This is a genomic window from Granulicella mallensis MP5ACTX8 (assembly GCF_000178955.2).
GTDB lineage: Bacteria > Acidobacteriota > Terriglobia > Terriglobales > Acidobacteriaceae > Granulicella > Granulicella mallensis.
On record NC_016631.1, the window covers coordinates 728,802 to 745,326 of the forward strand.

Genomic DNA, 16,525 nt, shown 5'->3' on the forward strand with positions numbered 1-16,525 from the left:
GTTGCATTTGCGTTTGTGTGGCGAGTTCTATCAGTACGCGAAGCCGCCGTTGACCTTGAGAATCTGCGAATTGACCCATCCGCCGTCCGGTCCTGCGAGGAACGACACCACGTTGGAGATGTCCTGCGGCTCGCCGAGGCGCTGCAGCGGAGAGAGGTTGCGCAGCCGCGCGATGTCCTCTTCGCTCTTGCCGTTGAGGAAGAGCTCCGTGCCTGTAGGTCCGGGGGCTACTCCATTCACCGTGATGTTGCGTCCGGCCAACTCGTTCGCGAGAACGTGGATCAGGCCTTCGACACCCGCCTTCGCCGCGATATACGCGCCATAGGTAGGAAAGGACTTCAGCAGCACGCTGCTGGAGAAGGCAATGATGCGGCCGCCTTCGGCGATGTATTGTGCCGCCTGAGAGAAGACCAGGAAGGTGCCGCGCAGATTGGTCTGGATCGTTTTGTCGAAGAGCTCGAGATCGCCCTTCGCGATGGGTGAGAGCTCCATGATGCCTGCGTTATTCACGACGACATCAATCTGCCCGTACTGCTTCTTGGTCGCTGCGAACAGGTTCTGCACATCTTCGGGCTTCGAGATGTCGGCTTGCAGTGCGACTGCTGTGCCGCCTTCCGCGACGATCTCGCTAACGACTTCCTGAGCTTTGCTTTCGCTGCCTGCATAGTTCACAACGACAGAAAAACCGTCCTTTGCAAGACGCTTGGCAATCACTCGACCAATTCCACGTGATGCCCCGGTTACGATTGCTATCTTTGCCATGACTTTCTCCTTTGCGTCGCTTTCCGCAACGCTTAGGAACCATCTGACGCCGCTACCGGGTATAAGTCCAATGCATAGTGCTAATATCCTTTATGCGTCTGACACAACTGCGTCAAGCCGATCTCAATCTGTTAGTGGTATTCGCCGTCATGGCGGAAGAGCGCAATGTCTCAAGGGCGGCTGCGAGGCTGCTCCTGAGCCAACCTGCGGTAAGCCGTGCGCTGCAGCGCCTGCGAGAGCTGTTTCACGACGATCTTCTGGTCAGGACAGCCACATCCTATGAACTGACACCGCAGGGGCTGCGGCTGATGCAGGAGCTGGAAGTCATGCTGCCTCGGCTGGATCGCCTGATCAGTGGAGGCGAGTTCGATCCGGCAAAAGAAGTTGCGCGCTTCCGCATCGCCGTGACCGACTCTGCCGCCACTGTTTTTTCACCTCTCCTGTGCCGCGAGGTTTTGCCTGCTGCGGGGAAGGTGGCCTTCGAACTGATGGGATGGCGCTCCGATCGATTTGAAGCCCTGGCCCGCGGCAGCCTCGACCTGGTTCTCGATGCCGACGAGGTGAAGATTCCATCCCCGTTACAGCGGCTGGAACTGTACGAGGAGGAGTTTGTCTGCGTGGTATCGGCCAGCCGCGGCCGCGGAGAGAAACTTACGTTGGAGCAATATCTGGACGGGGAGCATATCGGCGTGAGTACGTTGGGGGACTCACAAACCATTCCGGACGACAGGCTGGCGGCTCTCGGACACAAGCGAAATGTAGTCGTGCAGGTCCCTTATTTCTCCGCTGCGATGCATTCCATTCCCCAGACGAAGCTGATCGCAACTGTCCCTCGCAGGTTCGCGCAGGCCTACGCCAGGGATCGCCGCATCAAGCTTCTCGTTCCGCCTGAGCCGATGCACTCTTTCAAGTATGTGATGGTCTGGCATCCCAGGGTGAACACGGATGCGGCGCATATCTGGCTAAGGAAGACGATCCAGACGCTTGGGCGTTCGCTGTCTGAACAGAAGTGAGCTAGCTGTTCCCCTGTTTCTTGTTTTTGCTTTTCTTGTTGTCATTCCCGCAGGGAATCTGCTTCCTCCCGTTTTTAACGGGTGCCAGTGCAGACTACGCTCCCTTGGTTGTCGCCCTCATCTTCTGGGCAGTACGAACGAAGAACGGGAGACAGCAGATTCCCTGCGGGAATGACAACAAGAAAGACAAAGCCGTCTATTGCGAACTGGCGATCTCGTGGTCCAGTTCCGCGAGTTGCGGGGGATCCAGCTCCTTGCGAATCTGCAGCAGGAGGTGGGCGTTGGCCTTCTCCAGATCGGCGCGGGCCTGGGCTACGCGGTCGATCTGCGCGAAGACTTTGTTCTCATCCTGTAGATCTTCGCGGGACATCGAACCGAATCGCTGCTGCTCGTTCTGCAGGTTGTTGTAGAGCGAAAGCAGATTGTCCTTGCTGGAGTTGAAGAGATCGTCCATTCGTTTCTGCTGCTCGGGACGCAGGTCGAGTTTTTTAACGGTCTTCTTGTCGTCCCAGAAGCGGCCGGGTGGCGCAAGCATAGGCCCACGGTGGATGGTCTGACTCCCCGCGGAGGGCGCAAGCCCGCGATCGCCCATGCGGCCTCCCATACCCATCATGCCGCCCCTGGCGCCGCCACGGCCCTGCGCGTGCGCCTGGGAGGCACTGAGCAGGACCATGCAGGCAAGCAGCATGAAGCCGGCGAGCATGAGATGCCGAAGATGACGGAGCGAGGTCAAGAGCGATCCTTCAACCCTAAATCAATTTAGTTCTGTGAGGGGCGCTGCCTGCTGGTGGCCGTCTGCAGGCTGTAGCGAGTAGGCGTCGGCAGGCGATTCGACGGGATTATCCAGAGCCTGATTGATGTTCTGGAGCATCTGGTTATCGCGGGCAATCTGCTCGTCCTGTTCGTTATCCGCGACGTCAGTCGCAGTGGCCTGGGGTGCAGCGGAGCCCTGCTTCATTGCGGCTGATAGAGCCGGAGCCGAAACCGCTGCTACTTCTGCCGTTGAAGATCCGGCTCTATGCCCGGTTGATTCCGGGGCAAACTGTAGCTCGCTTTTCGTCAGCGGGATAGCAAGACCGATCAGCAGGGCGGCGGTTGCGGTTGCCGCCAGGGCTGCGCGACGCTTCCAGGTCATGGAACCAGCCGTCGAAGACCGTAGCGGCAGGGTGGCCGACTGGCGCTCGCTCCAGGAGAGGGTGACAGCTTTGAAGCGAGTAATCGGTACCCTGGCTTCGGACACACGCTGACGGCAATGTCCGCATTCGGAGAGGTGGGCCGTTATCCCGGCGGCAGGCGCGCCGATCAACACACTGTCTATCTCCCTCTCGGAGAGGTGAGGGGTGGAGTTCATCGTGAACCTCCAACCTGGGCCCGCACGGACTTCAGCGCCCGATGGAGGTGCGTCTTCACCGTGTTGAGCGGCATGTGGATGGCCGCGGCGATCTCGGCCAGTTCCATGTCTTCGGCAAAGCGCATAAGGAAGATGCTGCGCTGGTTGACGGAGAGGTGTTCGAGCGCGGCCTGTACCTGCCGGGTCTGCTCCTTGATCAGGATGCGTGATTCGGCGGAGCACTCTTTGCTGGGGAGAAAGTTTGCGGCCTCGTTGACATCGATTGCGGTCGCTCGCGCCTGTCGCCAGAATCGGAACTTCTGCAGCCGCTGCTGGTCACGGATGAGGTTCATGGCGATGCTGGTCAGCCAGGTGTTGACCGCGCAGTCGCCACGGAAAGTGGCGCGGCCGTTGTAGGCCTTGAGGAAACAGTCCTGCGTGATGGACTCCGCGAGATCCGCGTCGCCGATGGCGAAGGTTACGAAGCGCAGCAGGCGTGGGCGATAGGTCCGCACCAGGGCATCGATATCGTCAAGCTCCGAGCCAGTGCGCTCGGGAGCTTCCACATTCGTCAAGGTCGCGTTGAGAGCTAGCTGCATATAGAAGGAGACGTGGAAGTCTTCTGCTTCAGGTTACATAGAAGCTTCCTCGCGGTTCAACCCGTTTTGGGGAGAAAATCGAGTCCTGTGAGCAGTTTAGGCTTTTCTTTCTGTCATTCCCGAAGGGAATCCGCTTCCCGCCCGTGCCATCGCCACAAATTCGACTGCGAATTCAGGCTTGGATAGTGTCTGGCGAATCGGGACAACGACAAATCACATATTTGTCCCTCCACAGAATCGTCATCCTGAGCGGAGCGCCTCGCGTTTTTTGCGAGGTGCGGAGTCGAAGGACCCCGAAGAACTTGATCTCACCCTTGCTGTTAGGACCTTTTCCAGCACGAAGGTCCAGGCTCGAACGCTTGAGGTTGAAAAGGTGTAAAAGGTTTGGGCAAGGTGGCAACCCTCGGGGTCCTTCGACTCCGCGTCCCCAAAAGCTGGGACGCTCCGCTCAGGATGACGATTCTGTGGCGACGTAAAACAAAAGCGTCTGAGTGCATCGATTTTGGCTTCGGTCTAAAACTACGATCTCCGATTCGGCAGACACGACCTAACCCGCGGTTGCTCCGGTCATGCTCTCCAGCCATTCCTGGCTGTAGACCGACTCTAGGTCGCTGAGTCTGCTGGTTTTACCCGTCTCCACGTTGACCACGGGCAAGGTCGAGATCAGTTTCAGCCGATCGACTCCACCGATATAGTTCAGTTGTCCGGACTCGTCCCTGGATTCGCGAACGAAGGACGGCAGCGCCTGAATATTTTGCAGTGAGCTGTCCACGAATCGTTGCGCATAGTCTTCACGCACAAAGAAGGCATCGTTGGCCGCGGAGTTCGTACCGACGAAACGGTATCCCTTCTTCACCGCCAGCGAACGGAGCGCGGCAATCGAAGCCCCGAAGTACAGGTTGCTGTGGTGAGCCTGCGTGCGGTTGAAGCTGGGGGTATAGGGCGTCGAGATGGGGTGGATGTCTCCCAGGACCGCGTTGTATTCGCAGATGCAGAGGATGGGCCGGATGACATCGAGAACTTCCCATACCCAATAATCATTGCCGTCGATGTCGATGCTGAGCAGCCCGACGTCGCCTCTGAACCCGGCACTTGAGATCAGGTCGTTGATGTTCTCGCGCGTGATGAAGGCGGCCCGAACGGTGAGGTCATGCTTCCAGTTGAGGTTGTCTTCTTTCACGGCGGCGACCACGGCGGGACTGCCGTCCATGATGAGTCCGCGCCAGTTACGGTTTTGCAGAAGAAATCGAGTGTTGGACTGACGGTAGGTCTCCACTCCGAACTCGATGAAGGATTGAGAGGCGGGAGGAATCTGGGCGCGCTCGATCAGCCAATCGATGATCCCATCTTCGCCCCACTGTGAGGTCACCTTAAATTCGACGTCCCGAAGCGAGGAGATCACTTGCCGTGGCCGGACCTGCCAACTGGCCATGCGTCCCATGAGCTGCAGGGTGTCACCTGCAACCCACAGTCTCAGGCGCTGCAGCGCTCTCTGAATGGCTTCCTTCGCGAACATCTTTTGCCTCTCTCTTTTCCATCTTCCAGCTTAGGAGAGCGTCCTCCCCTGATCATTTTCAATCATTCCTCTAATTCAGCTCGGAGACAGCGTTTGTAGGGGTAAGTTCGAAACCGGGAGCGTTGCGTCGGATGAATCGAGCTGAGACGGTGAAAGCATCGCCTCTGACATCAGGGTGGAGAACAAGGTAATCGCCCATAGCGGAAGCGAGAGATCAAAGGCTTCGGTATCGGCGAGGCCGCGGATAAGAATAAATACCAGCAGCCCGAACAGCATCGCCTTCAGCGGAGAGGCGGGCAGTTTTTTGATCTGGCGATAAAAGCTGCCATAAAGGCCGATCAGCATGACGACGCCCACCGCGCCATAGGCATAGAACTGTTGCAGTAACTCGTTGTGCGCGTGCCTGGCTTCGAAGTGGGAGCTGTAGAAGGGAGGGATTACGTGCCAGACAGAATGAAATCCATGCCCGATCAAGGGTTTATCCACCGCTTCGTTCAAGATGTAAGCCCATATCCCAAGCCTGCCGCTAAGGGACTCGGCCTGATCTCCCGTGTCGGTGTCGGTATAGTCGGAAAAGTAGGAGACTAATAAACTCGAAAATAAGATAAATATAACGATGAGCGAAAGAACCACGATGACCTTGGTCTTTCGGCTGATCGACTTATCCAGAAGTAACAGGGTAATTCCACTCGCGATGAAAGCAATGATGGTGGTTTTGCTGAGGCTGCGGAGAAGCGTGATGCCCAGAAAGACTAAGGAAAACTTCCAGGGGCCTTTCTCGCGCCGCACCAGGATTAGGTACTCCGCGAAAAACATCGCGAAGCCGCAGGCATAGCCGATGGCATTGGGGCCGAGGAAGTCTTCGTCACCAAGGCGAAGGTCCGATTGCGCTGGCAAGATCCATGCCACCAGGGCGACGCAGCAGGCCCCGTAGACGATGCCTTTCATGAGGCTGGAAGATACCTCGGAAATGGAGCCTGAGCGAAGCAGCAGAATCACCATCGCCCAGTCAGAGGCCATCCCACCCCAGAAAGCCGCCGCTGCCGGCAACGAGTCTGCAACGCTCCAGATCAGACTGCAACCGGAGAATCCGAGAAAGAACAGTACCCAGAAGAGGCCTGGCAATCGCAACAACGAGCGCAGGGTCCTCGGCGCAGGCCCGAACGTCTGAAACACGACGAGCAGCAACAACAGGAAATTAACGCCAAGACTGATGGCCACCCCGACTTGAGGGTCTTGCTGCAGGACGCGCACCGTCAGGACAACGGAGAAGACGCGAAAGGAGAAAAAGAATCCGATCAGCGCCGGAAGGAACAGGGTCGGCTGCGCCGTTGTGCTGCCTGCTTCGAAGGTTGTAGCGCTAGTGTTCAAGTGTCCTCATACCATTCCAATGCTGCAGGGCAGTACGTCGAGAGTTGCCGGGTGTGATGGTTTCAACTGCAGGTACAAGCGCCTGTGGAGTTGTTCACTTTGGAGCAGAACCCAATCACTACAGGAGGCCCGGCTGACTTGATACAAGCTACATGCCCAGCCATGGACGATCCTGCTTGCGGTACCTCAGAGACCGTAGGCGGCGGTTCGTTAGTGCTATCGGAGCTAATGTCGATTCTTGCCTGGTTTGCATTCTTCAGGATGTAAGGCCACTGGGTGGGGAATTTTCCATCGGGGAGACGGCCACGATAACTCGTTACCTTATCTCCGATATAGACTCCACCCGTCCCGTCGAGAATAAATCCGCTAGCGGTCAAAGAAGAGGCATTCGCATCTCCGCGCGCATAGCCGTTTGAATCGGAGACACAGCCAATAAATTCGTCGTCGGAGCCGTTGTCGAAAAATCCGTTAGTGTAGTTATCTTCGGCTTCGACAGCGGTGAGAATATTTCTTCCGCCGGATACATAGACTGCCGCTTCGGTGCTGTTGGCCGATCCATTCCAAATGACTTCTCCGGAGGTAAATCTATTATTGGCGTTGGCGACATGTATCCCGGCTGTACCGTTGCGCTCGATTTGAAAGTTCGTAAAGCTGCTGTTCGTTCCCTGGGTATAGAGGCCGTACGATCCATTATTGAAAATATAGAAATTATCAATAAACAGCATGTAGTTATAGGCGTTGATGTGGATGCCGTCCGCCGAGCAGTTGGTAAACATCACCTCTTCCATGTGTCCCCATTTCTGGACATTGATAGAAGCCGCTCGCTTATTCGCTGTATTCCACTCCACCGGCCCGGTTGCGGTCGTAGCGGTAGAAAAGCAGTTTCCAGATCCACCCTTTGCGGAGTTTCCGTCAAGCGTTAATCCGTAAACGCTGAAGTTGAACGTTCCAGCCGGAACTGTAAGTACATCCGCGGAAGTGTGTGGCTTGAGCCGGAGGACAGAGGTCCCCCAGCCATCGCCTTTCATGTGCACAAACGATTGGAGGGCAAGTCCTGTGGTGATGTAGATGCCTGCCGGAAAATACAAGACGCAGCCGTTGGCCGGAGCCGTTTTGTTGACGCAGGCTGTCATTGCCGAGTTGATGGCCCTTGTGTCGTCGGTGATTCCATCTCCCGCAGCCCCATAGCTCATAACGCTGATCCCGGACGTCCCAGTTCCATTACTCGCAATGGGCAACGCCTGGGAGTTCATAGGAAGTCCACATGCATTCATGCCCAGGGCCAAAAGGAGAGGAAGCGATCTTCTGGACTTCATTGAAAATTCTCCTTATCGCGTTGGCATCCCTTCAGGACGATAGTCCGCGGCGGTCCCGTCCGGACGAGCTCGGGGTGAGCGGGGTTCTACGACAGATACAGTTTTACTTTGAATGCGGGCATGGGGTTGCCGCATTTATGTCAATTGTTTGTCGGCAAAATGTCTCTGGTTGCGGCGGCCGTATTCGCAAGTAATACCGCAGATGTCGTAGCCTCAACTCAAAATGGTCGTGTTTTTATCCCATCACTGGAGCGTCATCCTGAGCGAAGCGTCCCGGTTTTTGGGGACGCGGAGTCGAAGGACCCCGAGGGTTGCAATCGTGCCCATGCCCTTGGCCCCTTTTTCACCTCAAACGTTCGAGCCTGACGTTCGTGTTGGAGAAGGTCTCAATAACATGGGCAAGATTAAGTCCCTCGGGGTCCTTCGACTCCGCACCTCGCAAAAGCGCGAGATGCTTCGCTCAGGATGACGCTTCTGTGGGGAGGAAGAAGCGTCATCGGGACGGTTGCAGTCAGGCCTTTGCTGCGACGGCTTCGGTGGCTTCGGCCTCGCGGGCGAGTTGCTCGCCGTCTGCCTTGACGAAGTATTCGTCCATCAACACGGCAATCAGGGCGGCGGTCGGCACGGAGACGAGTGCGCCGGGAATTCCTGCCAGAGCTGTGCCGGCCAGCAACGCGACCAGTACGGAGAGCCCCATCAGGTTCACGCTGGTCTTCATGATGCGTGGTGTCAGGAAGCCGTTTTCGAGTTGCACATAGATCGCATAGAAGATGAAGACGCCAAGCATCTTCGACCAGGAGTCGAGCGCGGCCACGCTAGCCACCAACAGGATGGTGATGACGCCGCCGGCGACAGGAATGATGTTGAAGAGCCCCATCAGGACGCCCAACAGAACGAAGTAGCGCACATGCAGTGCGCCGAAGACGCAGGTGCTCGTGATGCCGAGGATCAGCATCAGCGCTCCTTGTCCCAGCAGCCACTTGCTCATGCGATGCTCGGCCGTGATCAGCGTCTTGGCCAGACGTGTGCGTTCAGAGGCGGTAAAAAAGGAGAGGAAATAATAGTAGGCGTATTCGCCCTCGAGCATGAAGTAGATGCAGAGGATGAAGGCGGTAACAATATCGAGGATGCGCTTCATCCAGAGGGGAAGCGAGGCGAGGAGATAGGTTGCAACCGAGGAGGCAAGGTCTTCCGAACGCTGGGCCAGGGAATCGACGCCCAGTTTATCGGCCATCGGCAGCTTGTGCAGCCGGGCGACGAGGTCGGGAATGCGCTTGGGCAGATCGGCCGCGAAGCGTTGGATGTCATGCACCACGGGCGGCAGACCGACGATCAGAAACAACGTCAGGGCGAAGAGCACGGTCCCCAGCAACACGACGATGGCGATGGGGCGCGAGGGGCTCCAGCCGCGAATCCTGACCCGCATGATCTGCTGTACGACCGGCATCAGAACTACGGCGAAGAGCGCGCTCACGTAGACGAGTTCCAGCACGTTGAGCAGCTTCCACGCCAGACCGAGCGCGATCAAAACTGCGAAGAAGAAAAGGATGTTGCTGCGCGTTGCTCGGGACTCGCGCACCTGCTTCGGCGTGAGCTGCGGCTCTTCCGGGGGCAGGGGTTGGGCGGCGAGTGGCGGTGAGATCAGCGCGAAGCTCCTTTGGTTTGTTGTGAGTTGGATGCGGGGATCGGTCTGCCGGGTGTATGAGGTTCTAAGGGTATCGTACGGTGGGAGATTGCCTTTGTTTTTGCCTTTGCCTTTCTGGTTGTCATTCCGAGCGCAGCGAGCGAACCTGCTGTCTCCCGTTCTTCGTTCGTACTGCCAAGAAGGCGTGGGAAATCAAGAGGGTGTAGCTTGTACTGGCACGAGCTAAAAACGGGAGGAAGCAGGTTCGCTCGCTGCGCTCGGAATGACAACCAGAAAGGCAAAGGCAACGCGACTAACTTTGCGAAAACTCCCGCAACACCGCTTCCACGGTCGCTTCGGGCGATAACGCAGTCGTATCGAGCGTGGAGTCCGCAATGCGCTCATAGTGCTTCAGTCGCGCCGCAAAGCGGGCCTCGGCTTTCTGGCGGTCGGCCAGCACAGGGCGTTCCGTGGCGCCGGGCGTTGCTGCCTGCACCTGGCAACGGTCGTAGAGGGTAGCAAAGGGCGCGGTCAGAAAGACCACCGCCGTTGCTGGAGTCTGCTCCAGCAGCAGCCGGTTGCCGAGCTCCTCGGGTGCGCCGCCGCCCAGAGCGATCACAATGCGCGAGCGGCCCAGCACGGAGGCCAGGGCTGCCGTCTCCTGCCGGCGAAAGTGTGCCTCACCCAATTGGGCAAAGATCTGAGGCACGGCCAGGCCGCAGCGCCGCTCGATCTCCGTGTCTAGGTCGAGGAAGGTCCAACCGAGCCGGTCGGCCAGCAGAGCGCCGACGGTGGACTTGCCCGAGCCCATGAAGCCGGTGAAGACGATACGGTCATAGCCGGCCGGGGCGGGGTGGTGTGCCGCAGAGGGCACGGATCGGGCTGGAGTGGGTTCGGGCACTGCTTCAAGCGTAGCGGCTGTTGCGGTCATTGTCGTCTCCGTATCTTGTTTTTTGAGAACCGGGTTGGGCCAAAAGAAAAACCGCAACCTGTTAGGGTTGCGGCTCGGTGGATTTCGTTCCGTTTCTCTGGGTTCTCTCAGAGAAGCACGCACGTCCGCCGGGCCGCTGGTTGCCACCAGTAGCAATAGGTAAATCGGGCGGAGGTGCAGTGCATCGTCATCGAGAACAAGGTACCGCGTGAGGTTAGATTTTGCAAGTGCGGCTTTTGCTGCCGCACCTGCGAGGGGTTATTCGGCCGCTAAGTGTTCAGTGCCGTTGATTCCGTCTTCGTCGCCGACGATGCCGTTTTTCAGCTTGTCCGCGATGTTCGACCAGACGGAGTCGCTCGGTTCGTGGGTCGGTTCGAAGAGACTGCGTGCATGTTCGGCAATCGTTTCCAGGTCGCTTACCAGGGCGGCGCAATCGGGGTTGGCTTTGAGGAACTTTGCAAAGCGCGGATCTTCGCTGACTTTGCCGCCCCCGGTGGCGAAGAGGTCGGGAAGATATTCCTCGAACTCCGCTACGGTCATGGTGTCGAAGTTGACGTTCGTGAGGTCGCTCACAGTGCTACCTCCTTCAGGCCTTCAACAGGCGGAAGCCGATCGGGCTGGCGAAGAAGTTCGCGCAGCTTCAGCCTCGCCTTATGGAGCTGAGACTTGCTGTTGCCGGTCGAGCACTCCAGCATGGTTGCGATCTCGTTATGCTCGAAGCCTTCGACATCGTGCAGAACAAAGACCATACGATAGCCGGGAGGCAGGGAAGCGACAGCACGCTCCAGCGTTACCCGGTCCACGGAACCCGCCAGTTGCGGGTCGCGAGAACCGAAGTCGCGCTTGGGAGCGTCCTCCTCGGAAGGATTGATCGTTTCTTCTAGCGAGACCAGTTGCAGTCCCTTTTTACGCAGGTGCATCAGTACCAGGTTCACCGTCAGGCGATGGAGCCATGTAGAGAAGGCACTCTCTCCACGAAAGCTGCCCAGTTTGCGGAATAGGTGCAGAAACGCCTCCTGCGTCATGTCTTCGGCCTCTGAGACATTGCCGAGCATGCGCAGGCAAAGGGTATAGACACGGCGCTTATGAAGTGCGTAAAGCTTGGAAAACGCATCAGGGTCGCCATTTTTTGCGCGCTCGATGGCGTCAGCCTCGCCGGCGATAGGTGGGTTTCGTTTGAACAAACCCGGGTTCGGTTTTGGCTGCATCGTCGAAAAGCCTTGAGTTCCCATAAGTAAGTGTCCGGTCCTTGCACTCGATCTACGCCGGAACGCTTGCTTCCAGCCTATAGCAAGCGACGGTAAGTTCCGAGTGTTCTGCCAATTGGACTACATCATAAGGGGGTGGGTTGTATCTCCAGATCCGATACTGGGCACGGCCCATAGGGGGAAGCTACACCCCGATAAAACGCGCGTACAGAGAGCGTGCCAGCCCGATATCGGTGGTGCCCTGTACCAGGGCGCGGCCATCCGGGAAGACGGTAATCGAATGGGGCGGGCGTTCGAAACGCAGCAGCATGCCGTTGGAGCGCACCTTGCCGAGAGGAGAGAGGCGGTCGCGCAGCGCGAGCAGATCCACGGGACGGTGGTGCTCATGAATCTGAACGGAGTTTCGACCGCAGAGGGTAATGTGAGGCCGGCCTTCGCCCGCGAGGTAGCGGAAGCTGCGCGCTTCGCAGACGTCACAGCCTTTACGCGGATGCGCCGTGGCGATCTCCGAACGCTCCCCGGTCCAGAGATCGAAGGAGAGCAGGGTCCTGCGCATAAGCTCCGGTTGGCCGGTAAGAAACTTCAGCGCCTCGGTGGTCTGGAGCGAGGCGGCGAGATTGACCGCCGTGGAGAGAATTCCGGCGGTATCGCAGGTTTCAACATTGCCTGAGGGGGCTGCGGGAAAGATGCAGGCCAGGCAGGCTGTCTCCTGCGGAAGGATGTTCATGGTGGCGGCGTAGGAGCCTACCGCAGCCGCGTAGATCCAGGGCTTGCCCTCGCGCACGCAGAAGTCGTTCAGTAGATATCGCGTTTCGAAGTTATCCGTGCAGTCGAGGACGATATTCGCACCTTCGAGCAGGGCTGAAATGTTGGCGGGGACGAGATCGGCCACCTGAGCGTTGACCTGAATGCCGGAGTTAATGCGGGCGAGATGCTGTCTGGCAGCCTCGGCCTTGGGCAGGGCAGCGCGGGCGTCGTCTTCGTCGAACAATACCTGGCGTTGCAGGTTGGAGGGCTCTACGAAGTCGCGATCGATCAGGGTGAGGCGGCCGACACCGGCGCGGGCGAGCAGACCGGCTGTGGCTGCGCCGGTGGCACCTACGCCGATGACTGCGGCGTGACCTTGCTGTAGCTTCTTCTGGCCCTCCGCGCCAATGCCGCGAAAGAGCACCTGCCGCGAGTAGCGTTCGGCATCTTCAATCGGCAGGCCGGTTGGCGTAGCATCGACTTCGCTTGCCATAACTTCCATCCTTCGCAGTATACGAGGGAGGCGGTTGAGATCGTGGAGGCCAGCGAACTCTTGCGCCGCTTTTGGCATCTGTAAAATGAAGCCCAGACGCATCGCGATTGCTTGCTTGTAGTTCCTCTCGGGGCAAGTCTGGCTCAGCGCGGCGCCTTACTTCGTGGCGGTTACAGTAGAGTATTTTTTCGAGGGGATGCCGGCATTGGCGGGTTCAGAGGGTGGTGTCGTGAGCAAGGATGTCCGGCTCACCCCGCGCGGGGCGGCTTGCAGGAGAGCCTTGCGAAACGCTTGTCTTGCGGCTGTCGCGGGCTTTTCCCTGCTGACCGGTGCGAGCGCGCAGACTCTAGTGGCAATTCCTGACGCTCCAACTCCCCAGATTGTATCTCCGGCCGCACCCCAGACAGCGCCCCAGGCGACCGCCCAGACTGCCGCTAATCCGCAGGCCAGCTCGAGTGTGACCAACACCCTTCCGGCGCTGGCCACCAGCATCTGGGAGAAGCGTGGTGTCAACGTGGAAGCCATTCGCTTCGATGGTGTGACCTTCGGTGAGAAGGATGCCATCCTCGCGGAATTGACCCAGAAGGCCGGACAGCCACTCGATCCGGAGAAGGTCCAGAACGACCTGCGCCGCCTGTTTGCGAGCGGCCGCTATCGTGACATCGGTGTCAACGGATTGACGAACGGCAATAGCCTGACGCTCATCTATGTCGGAACGGCCCGTTACTACGTTGGACGGGTTGAGATTCACGGCGTCAATCAGGAGCGGCTGACTTCGCTGCTGGAGTTTGCGACCAAACTCGACCCAGGTTCGCCCTACACCGAGGCACAGATCCCTGCCGCCGTTGAAGGCGTGAAACAGACTCTGGCGCAGAACGGCTTCTACCAGCCCACGGTGAAGGTCGCTACGACGACGGACGATGCCGGCCACCAGGTCAATGCGACTTTTACCGTCGAGACCGGACCGCAGGCGCGGGTGGGCGATGTCGCCGTCGGAGGCAAGGAGCCGGGGATCACCGTCGATGAGTTCCGCCAGAAGGGACATCTCAACTGCTCGTGGATCGCCGCGAAGTTCAACAAGAGCTGCCGCCCCAAGGTCGGCCGCGAGACGACCAGTACGGCACTCTCGGATGTGCGGAAGTACTACCAGAAGCAGAACCGCCTGGAGGCCACGGTCAGTCTGCAGAGCCAGACGTATGTTCCGCCGACCAAGCGCCTGAACTACGACTTCTCCGCGGAGCAGGGCCCGTTGGTCAAGGTGATCGTGAACGGCGTCAAGCTGTCGAGGTCGCGCATTCATCTGCTGGTTCCGGTCTTCGAGGAAGGCGCGGTCGATAACGATCTGCTCAATGAAGGTTCATTCAACATTCGTGACTACCTTCAGCAGCAGGGCTACTTCGATGCGCAGACGAAGGTGCAGCTCCTTGGCGCGGGAACAAGCAATGTGACCGTGCAGTACGACGTGACGCCGGGGCAGCGCCACAGGGTAACGGGCGTGACCCTGAAGGGAAATAAGTACTTCGAGACGGATGTGATTGAGGAACGCCTGCGGGTAAAGAAGGCCGATGCGTATGTGCGCAATGGAACCTATAGCTCGCAGTTGGTTACCGCCGATACGAACTCGATTCTTGCGCTGTATCGTGCCAACGGATTCAGCGCGGCCAAGGTAACTGCCGACGTCAAGGACATTGAAAAAGGGCCGGACTCGAAGATTGCGCAGATCCGAGTGACCTTCAATATCGTCGAAGGGACTCAGCAGAAGTTTGGCGCGATCAAGTTTTCCGGAGTGGATGCGGGGCGCCACAAAGATGTGCAGTCGCTGCTGAACGCGCAGACGGGGCAGCCCTTCTCGCTCATCACGCTATCGGGCGATCGCGATGCGGTGCTGGGCTACTACATCGCGCATGGCTTCGACCACGCGAAGATCGAGATCGCACAGAACGTCGAAGACGCGGACAAGACCAGGACCGACGTTACGCTGAACGTGTCGGAAGGCCAGCAGGTGTTCATTGACCAGGTGCTGCTATCGGGCATCGTGCATACGAAGCCGTCGGTGGTGCAGAAGCAGCTCACCGTCCATGCGGGCGGGGCGCTCGATCAGGCGGCATTACTCGAGACGCAGCGCAAGCTCTACAACCTTGCTCTGTTCAATGAAGTCAACGCCCAGGTTCAGAACCCTACGGGCGATGCGCCGATGAAGAACGTCCTGGTGCAGTTGACCGAGGCCAAGCGATGGGATGTGACCTATGGCTTCGGCTTTGAGGCACAGACTGGAACCCCGGGTGTGGTTCCCGGTGGAATCGCCCCTGGAACCATTACCGGTACAAGCGGCAGTGCCGGCACCGCCGCACAGAATGGCAAGGCCGGCGTCAGCCCTCGCGGCACGCTGGATATCTCGCGCATCAATCTGCGCGGTACAACGCAGTCGCTCACGCTGCATACGACGTACGGCCTGCTGGAAAAAGTAGCGACGTTGAGCTTGAACACTCCGCAGTTGCTGGGCAAGCCTAACTACACCGCGACGCTCTCCGGCGGCTACTCCAACGTGCAGGACATCACGACGTTTGCTTCGTCCACGCTGCAGGGCGATGTGCGGTTGACGCAGAAGTTCCGCAAGGCCGATACGTTCATCTATGACTTCCAATATCGCCGGGTGTCGGTCGATGCGGACAGTCTCGAAGTCACGCCCAACCTGATCCCTCAATTGTCGGAGCCGGTGCGTGTCGGTGGACCGGCGATTACGTACTTTCATGACACGCGCGATCCCAGCCCGCTGGATGCGGGCAAAGGCACGTACTTCTCAATCCAGGAATTTATTGCTTCGTCGAAGTTCGGCTCGGATACCGACTTCAATAAGGTCGATGCCTCGCAGTCCACGTATTACACCTTCGGCAAGAGGAAGTATGTGCTGGCACGCAACACGCGTATCGGCTTCGAGAATTCCTTTGGTCTGAACCCGAACGCGGCTGGCGTGGGCAGCGGCCAGATTGGTGTCAGCAATCTGGCCTGCGCGGGCATCCTGCTGCAGACCAACGCAACCTGTAATGCCGTTCCGCTGCCGGAACGCCTGTATGCCGGCGGTGCCACATCGCATCGGGGCTTTGGAATCAATGCCGCCGGTCCACGCGATCTCACGACCGGGTATCCCGTCGGCGGCTCGGGCGTGGTCGTCAACACGGTTGAGTTGCGCCTTCCTCCGCCGACGCTTCCGCTGGTCGGAGACAGCATCTCCTTCGTCATCTTTCACGATATGGGGAACGTCTTTCAGTATCCCGGGGACATGTTCAAGAGCATCAAGAACTTTCATCAGCCGAACGAACAGACCTGCAGGAATATAACGATTCCGGCTGGAACGCCGGGCTCCACGCCACGGGAGCAACAGGCGAATGCCGTCGGCACCTGTAGCTTCAAGTACTATTCGCATGCGATCGGCCTCGGCGTTCGATATAAGACGCCCGTCGGGCCGATTCGCGTGGACTTCAGCTATAACCTCAATCCTCCGGTATATCCCGTCTTCGACGACTACACAGGGGCTCTCCCTTATGTAGGACAGGCGGGTCACTTCAACTTCTTCTTCAGCATCGGACAGAGTTTCTAAAACATCGTTTCTAAGCC

At 58.4% G+C, this 16,525-nt stretch carries 14 protein-coding genes; 2 read left to right on the top strand and 12 right to left on the bottom strand.

Features of this window, described 5'->3' with window-relative positions:
* Positions 1 to 30: 30 nt before the first annotated feature.
* Positions 31 to 762: an SDR family oxidoreductase gene (locus tag ACIX8_RS03155; protein WP_014263866.1), complete on the bottom strand. Its 732-nt coding sequence runs from the start codon at positions 760 to 762 to the stop codon at positions 31 to 33.
* Between the two features lie 92 nt (positions 763 to 854).
* Here ACIX8_RS03155 and ACIX8_RS03160 point away from each other — a divergent pair, with 92 nt between their 5' ends.
* Positions 855 to 1,775, top strand: coding sequence for a LysR family transcriptional regulator (locus ACIX8_RS03160; RefSeq protein ID WP_014263867.1), 921 nt, complete (start codon positions 855 to 857; stop codon positions 1,773 to 1,775).
* A 196-nt stretch (positions 1,776 to 1,971) separates the two neighbouring features.
* Here the strand turns inward: ACIX8_RS03160 and ACIX8_RS03165 are convergent, their stop codons facing one another.
* From ACIX8_RS03165 to ACIX8_RS03215, 11 genes are all read right to left on the bottom strand, one after another.
* Positions 1,972 to 2,508, bottom strand: coding sequence for a periplasmic heavy metal sensor (locus ACIX8_RS03165; protein ID WP_014263868.1), 537 nt, complete (start codon positions 2,506 to 2,508; stop codon positions 1,972 to 1,974).
* A gap of 21 nt (positions 2,509 to 2,529) precedes the next feature.
* A complete protein-coding gene (locus tag ACIX8_RS03170) occupies positions 2,530 to 3,126 on the bottom strand; it encodes a hypothetical protein (protein WP_014263869.1) in 597 nt (198 codons plus the stop codon).
* Positions 3,123 to 3,704: an RNA polymerase sigma factor gene (locus tag ACIX8_RS03175; protein WP_014263870.1), complete on the bottom strand. Its 582-nt coding sequence runs from the start codon at positions 3,702 to 3,704 to the stop codon at positions 3,123 to 3,125. The genes ACIX8_RS03170 and ACIX8_RS03175 overlap by 4 nt, the downstream gene beginning before the upstream one ends.
* A 547-nt stretch (positions 3,705 to 4,251) precedes the next feature.
* Complete coding sequence (locus ACIX8_RS03180; RefSeq protein ID WP_014263871.1) at positions 4,252 to 5,220, bottom strand: hypothetical protein; 969 nt, start codon at positions 5,218 to 5,220, stop codon at positions 4,252 to 4,254.
* Positions 5,221 to 5,295: 75 nt separating this feature from the next.
* Complete coding sequence (locus ACIX8_RS03185) at positions 5,296 to 6,591, bottom strand: O-antigen ligase family protein (protein ID WP_014263872.1); 1,296 nt, start codon at positions 6,589 to 6,591, stop codon at positions 5,296 to 5,298.
* Positions 6,592 to 6,653: 62 nt separating this feature from the next.
* Positions 6,654 to 7,907 (bottom strand): glycosyl hydrolase family 28-related protein, encoded by a 1,254-nt coding sequence (locus tag ACIX8_RS03190; protein WP_014263873.1) that lies wholly within the window; start codon positions 7,905 to 7,907, stop codon positions 6,654 to 6,656.
* 511 nt (positions 7,908 to 8,418) lie between these two features.
* Positions 8,419 to 9,486: an AI-2E family transporter gene (locus ACIX8_RS03195; protein WP_014263874.1), complete on the bottom strand. Its 1,068-nt coding sequence runs from the start codon at positions 9,484 to 9,486 to the stop codon at positions 8,419 to 8,421.
* 358 nt (positions 9,487 to 9,844) lie between these two features.
* The gene (locus ACIX8_RS03200) at positions 9,845 to 10,462 is read right to left on the bottom strand and encodes a shikimate kinase (RefSeq protein ID WP_014263875.1); all 618 of its coding nucleotides are present in this window, start codon (positions 10,460 to 10,462) and stop codon (positions 9,845 to 9,847) included.
* Between the two features lie 258 nt (positions 10,463 to 10,720).
* Positions 10,721 to 11,035, bottom strand: coding sequence for a hypothetical protein (locus ACIX8_RS03205; RefSeq protein ID WP_014263876.1), 315 nt, complete (start codon positions 11,033 to 11,035; stop codon positions 10,721 to 10,723).
* Positions 11,032 to 11,694: an RNA polymerase sigma factor gene (locus tag ACIX8_RS03210; protein WP_014263877.1), complete on the bottom strand. Its 663-nt coding sequence runs from the start codon at positions 11,692 to 11,694 to the stop codon at positions 11,032 to 11,034. The genes ACIX8_RS03205 and ACIX8_RS03210 overlap by 4 nt, the downstream gene beginning before the upstream one ends.
* Positions 11,695 to 11,854: 160 nt before the next feature.
* Complete coding sequence (locus ACIX8_RS03215) at positions 11,855 to 12,910, bottom strand: ThiF family adenylyltransferase (RefSeq protein WP_014263878.1); 1,056 nt, start codon at positions 12,908 to 12,910, stop codon at positions 11,855 to 11,857.
* A gap of 280 nt (positions 12,911 to 13,190) precedes the next feature.
* Here ACIX8_RS03215 and ACIX8_RS03220 point away from each other — a divergent pair, with 280 nt between their 5' ends.
* Entirely contained in the window at positions 13,191 to 16,508 is a 3,318-nt protein-coding gene (locus ACIX8_RS03220) for an outer membrane protein assembly factor (RefSeq protein WP_014263879.1), read from the top strand.
* Positions 16,509 to 16,525 lie beyond the last annotated feature (17 nt).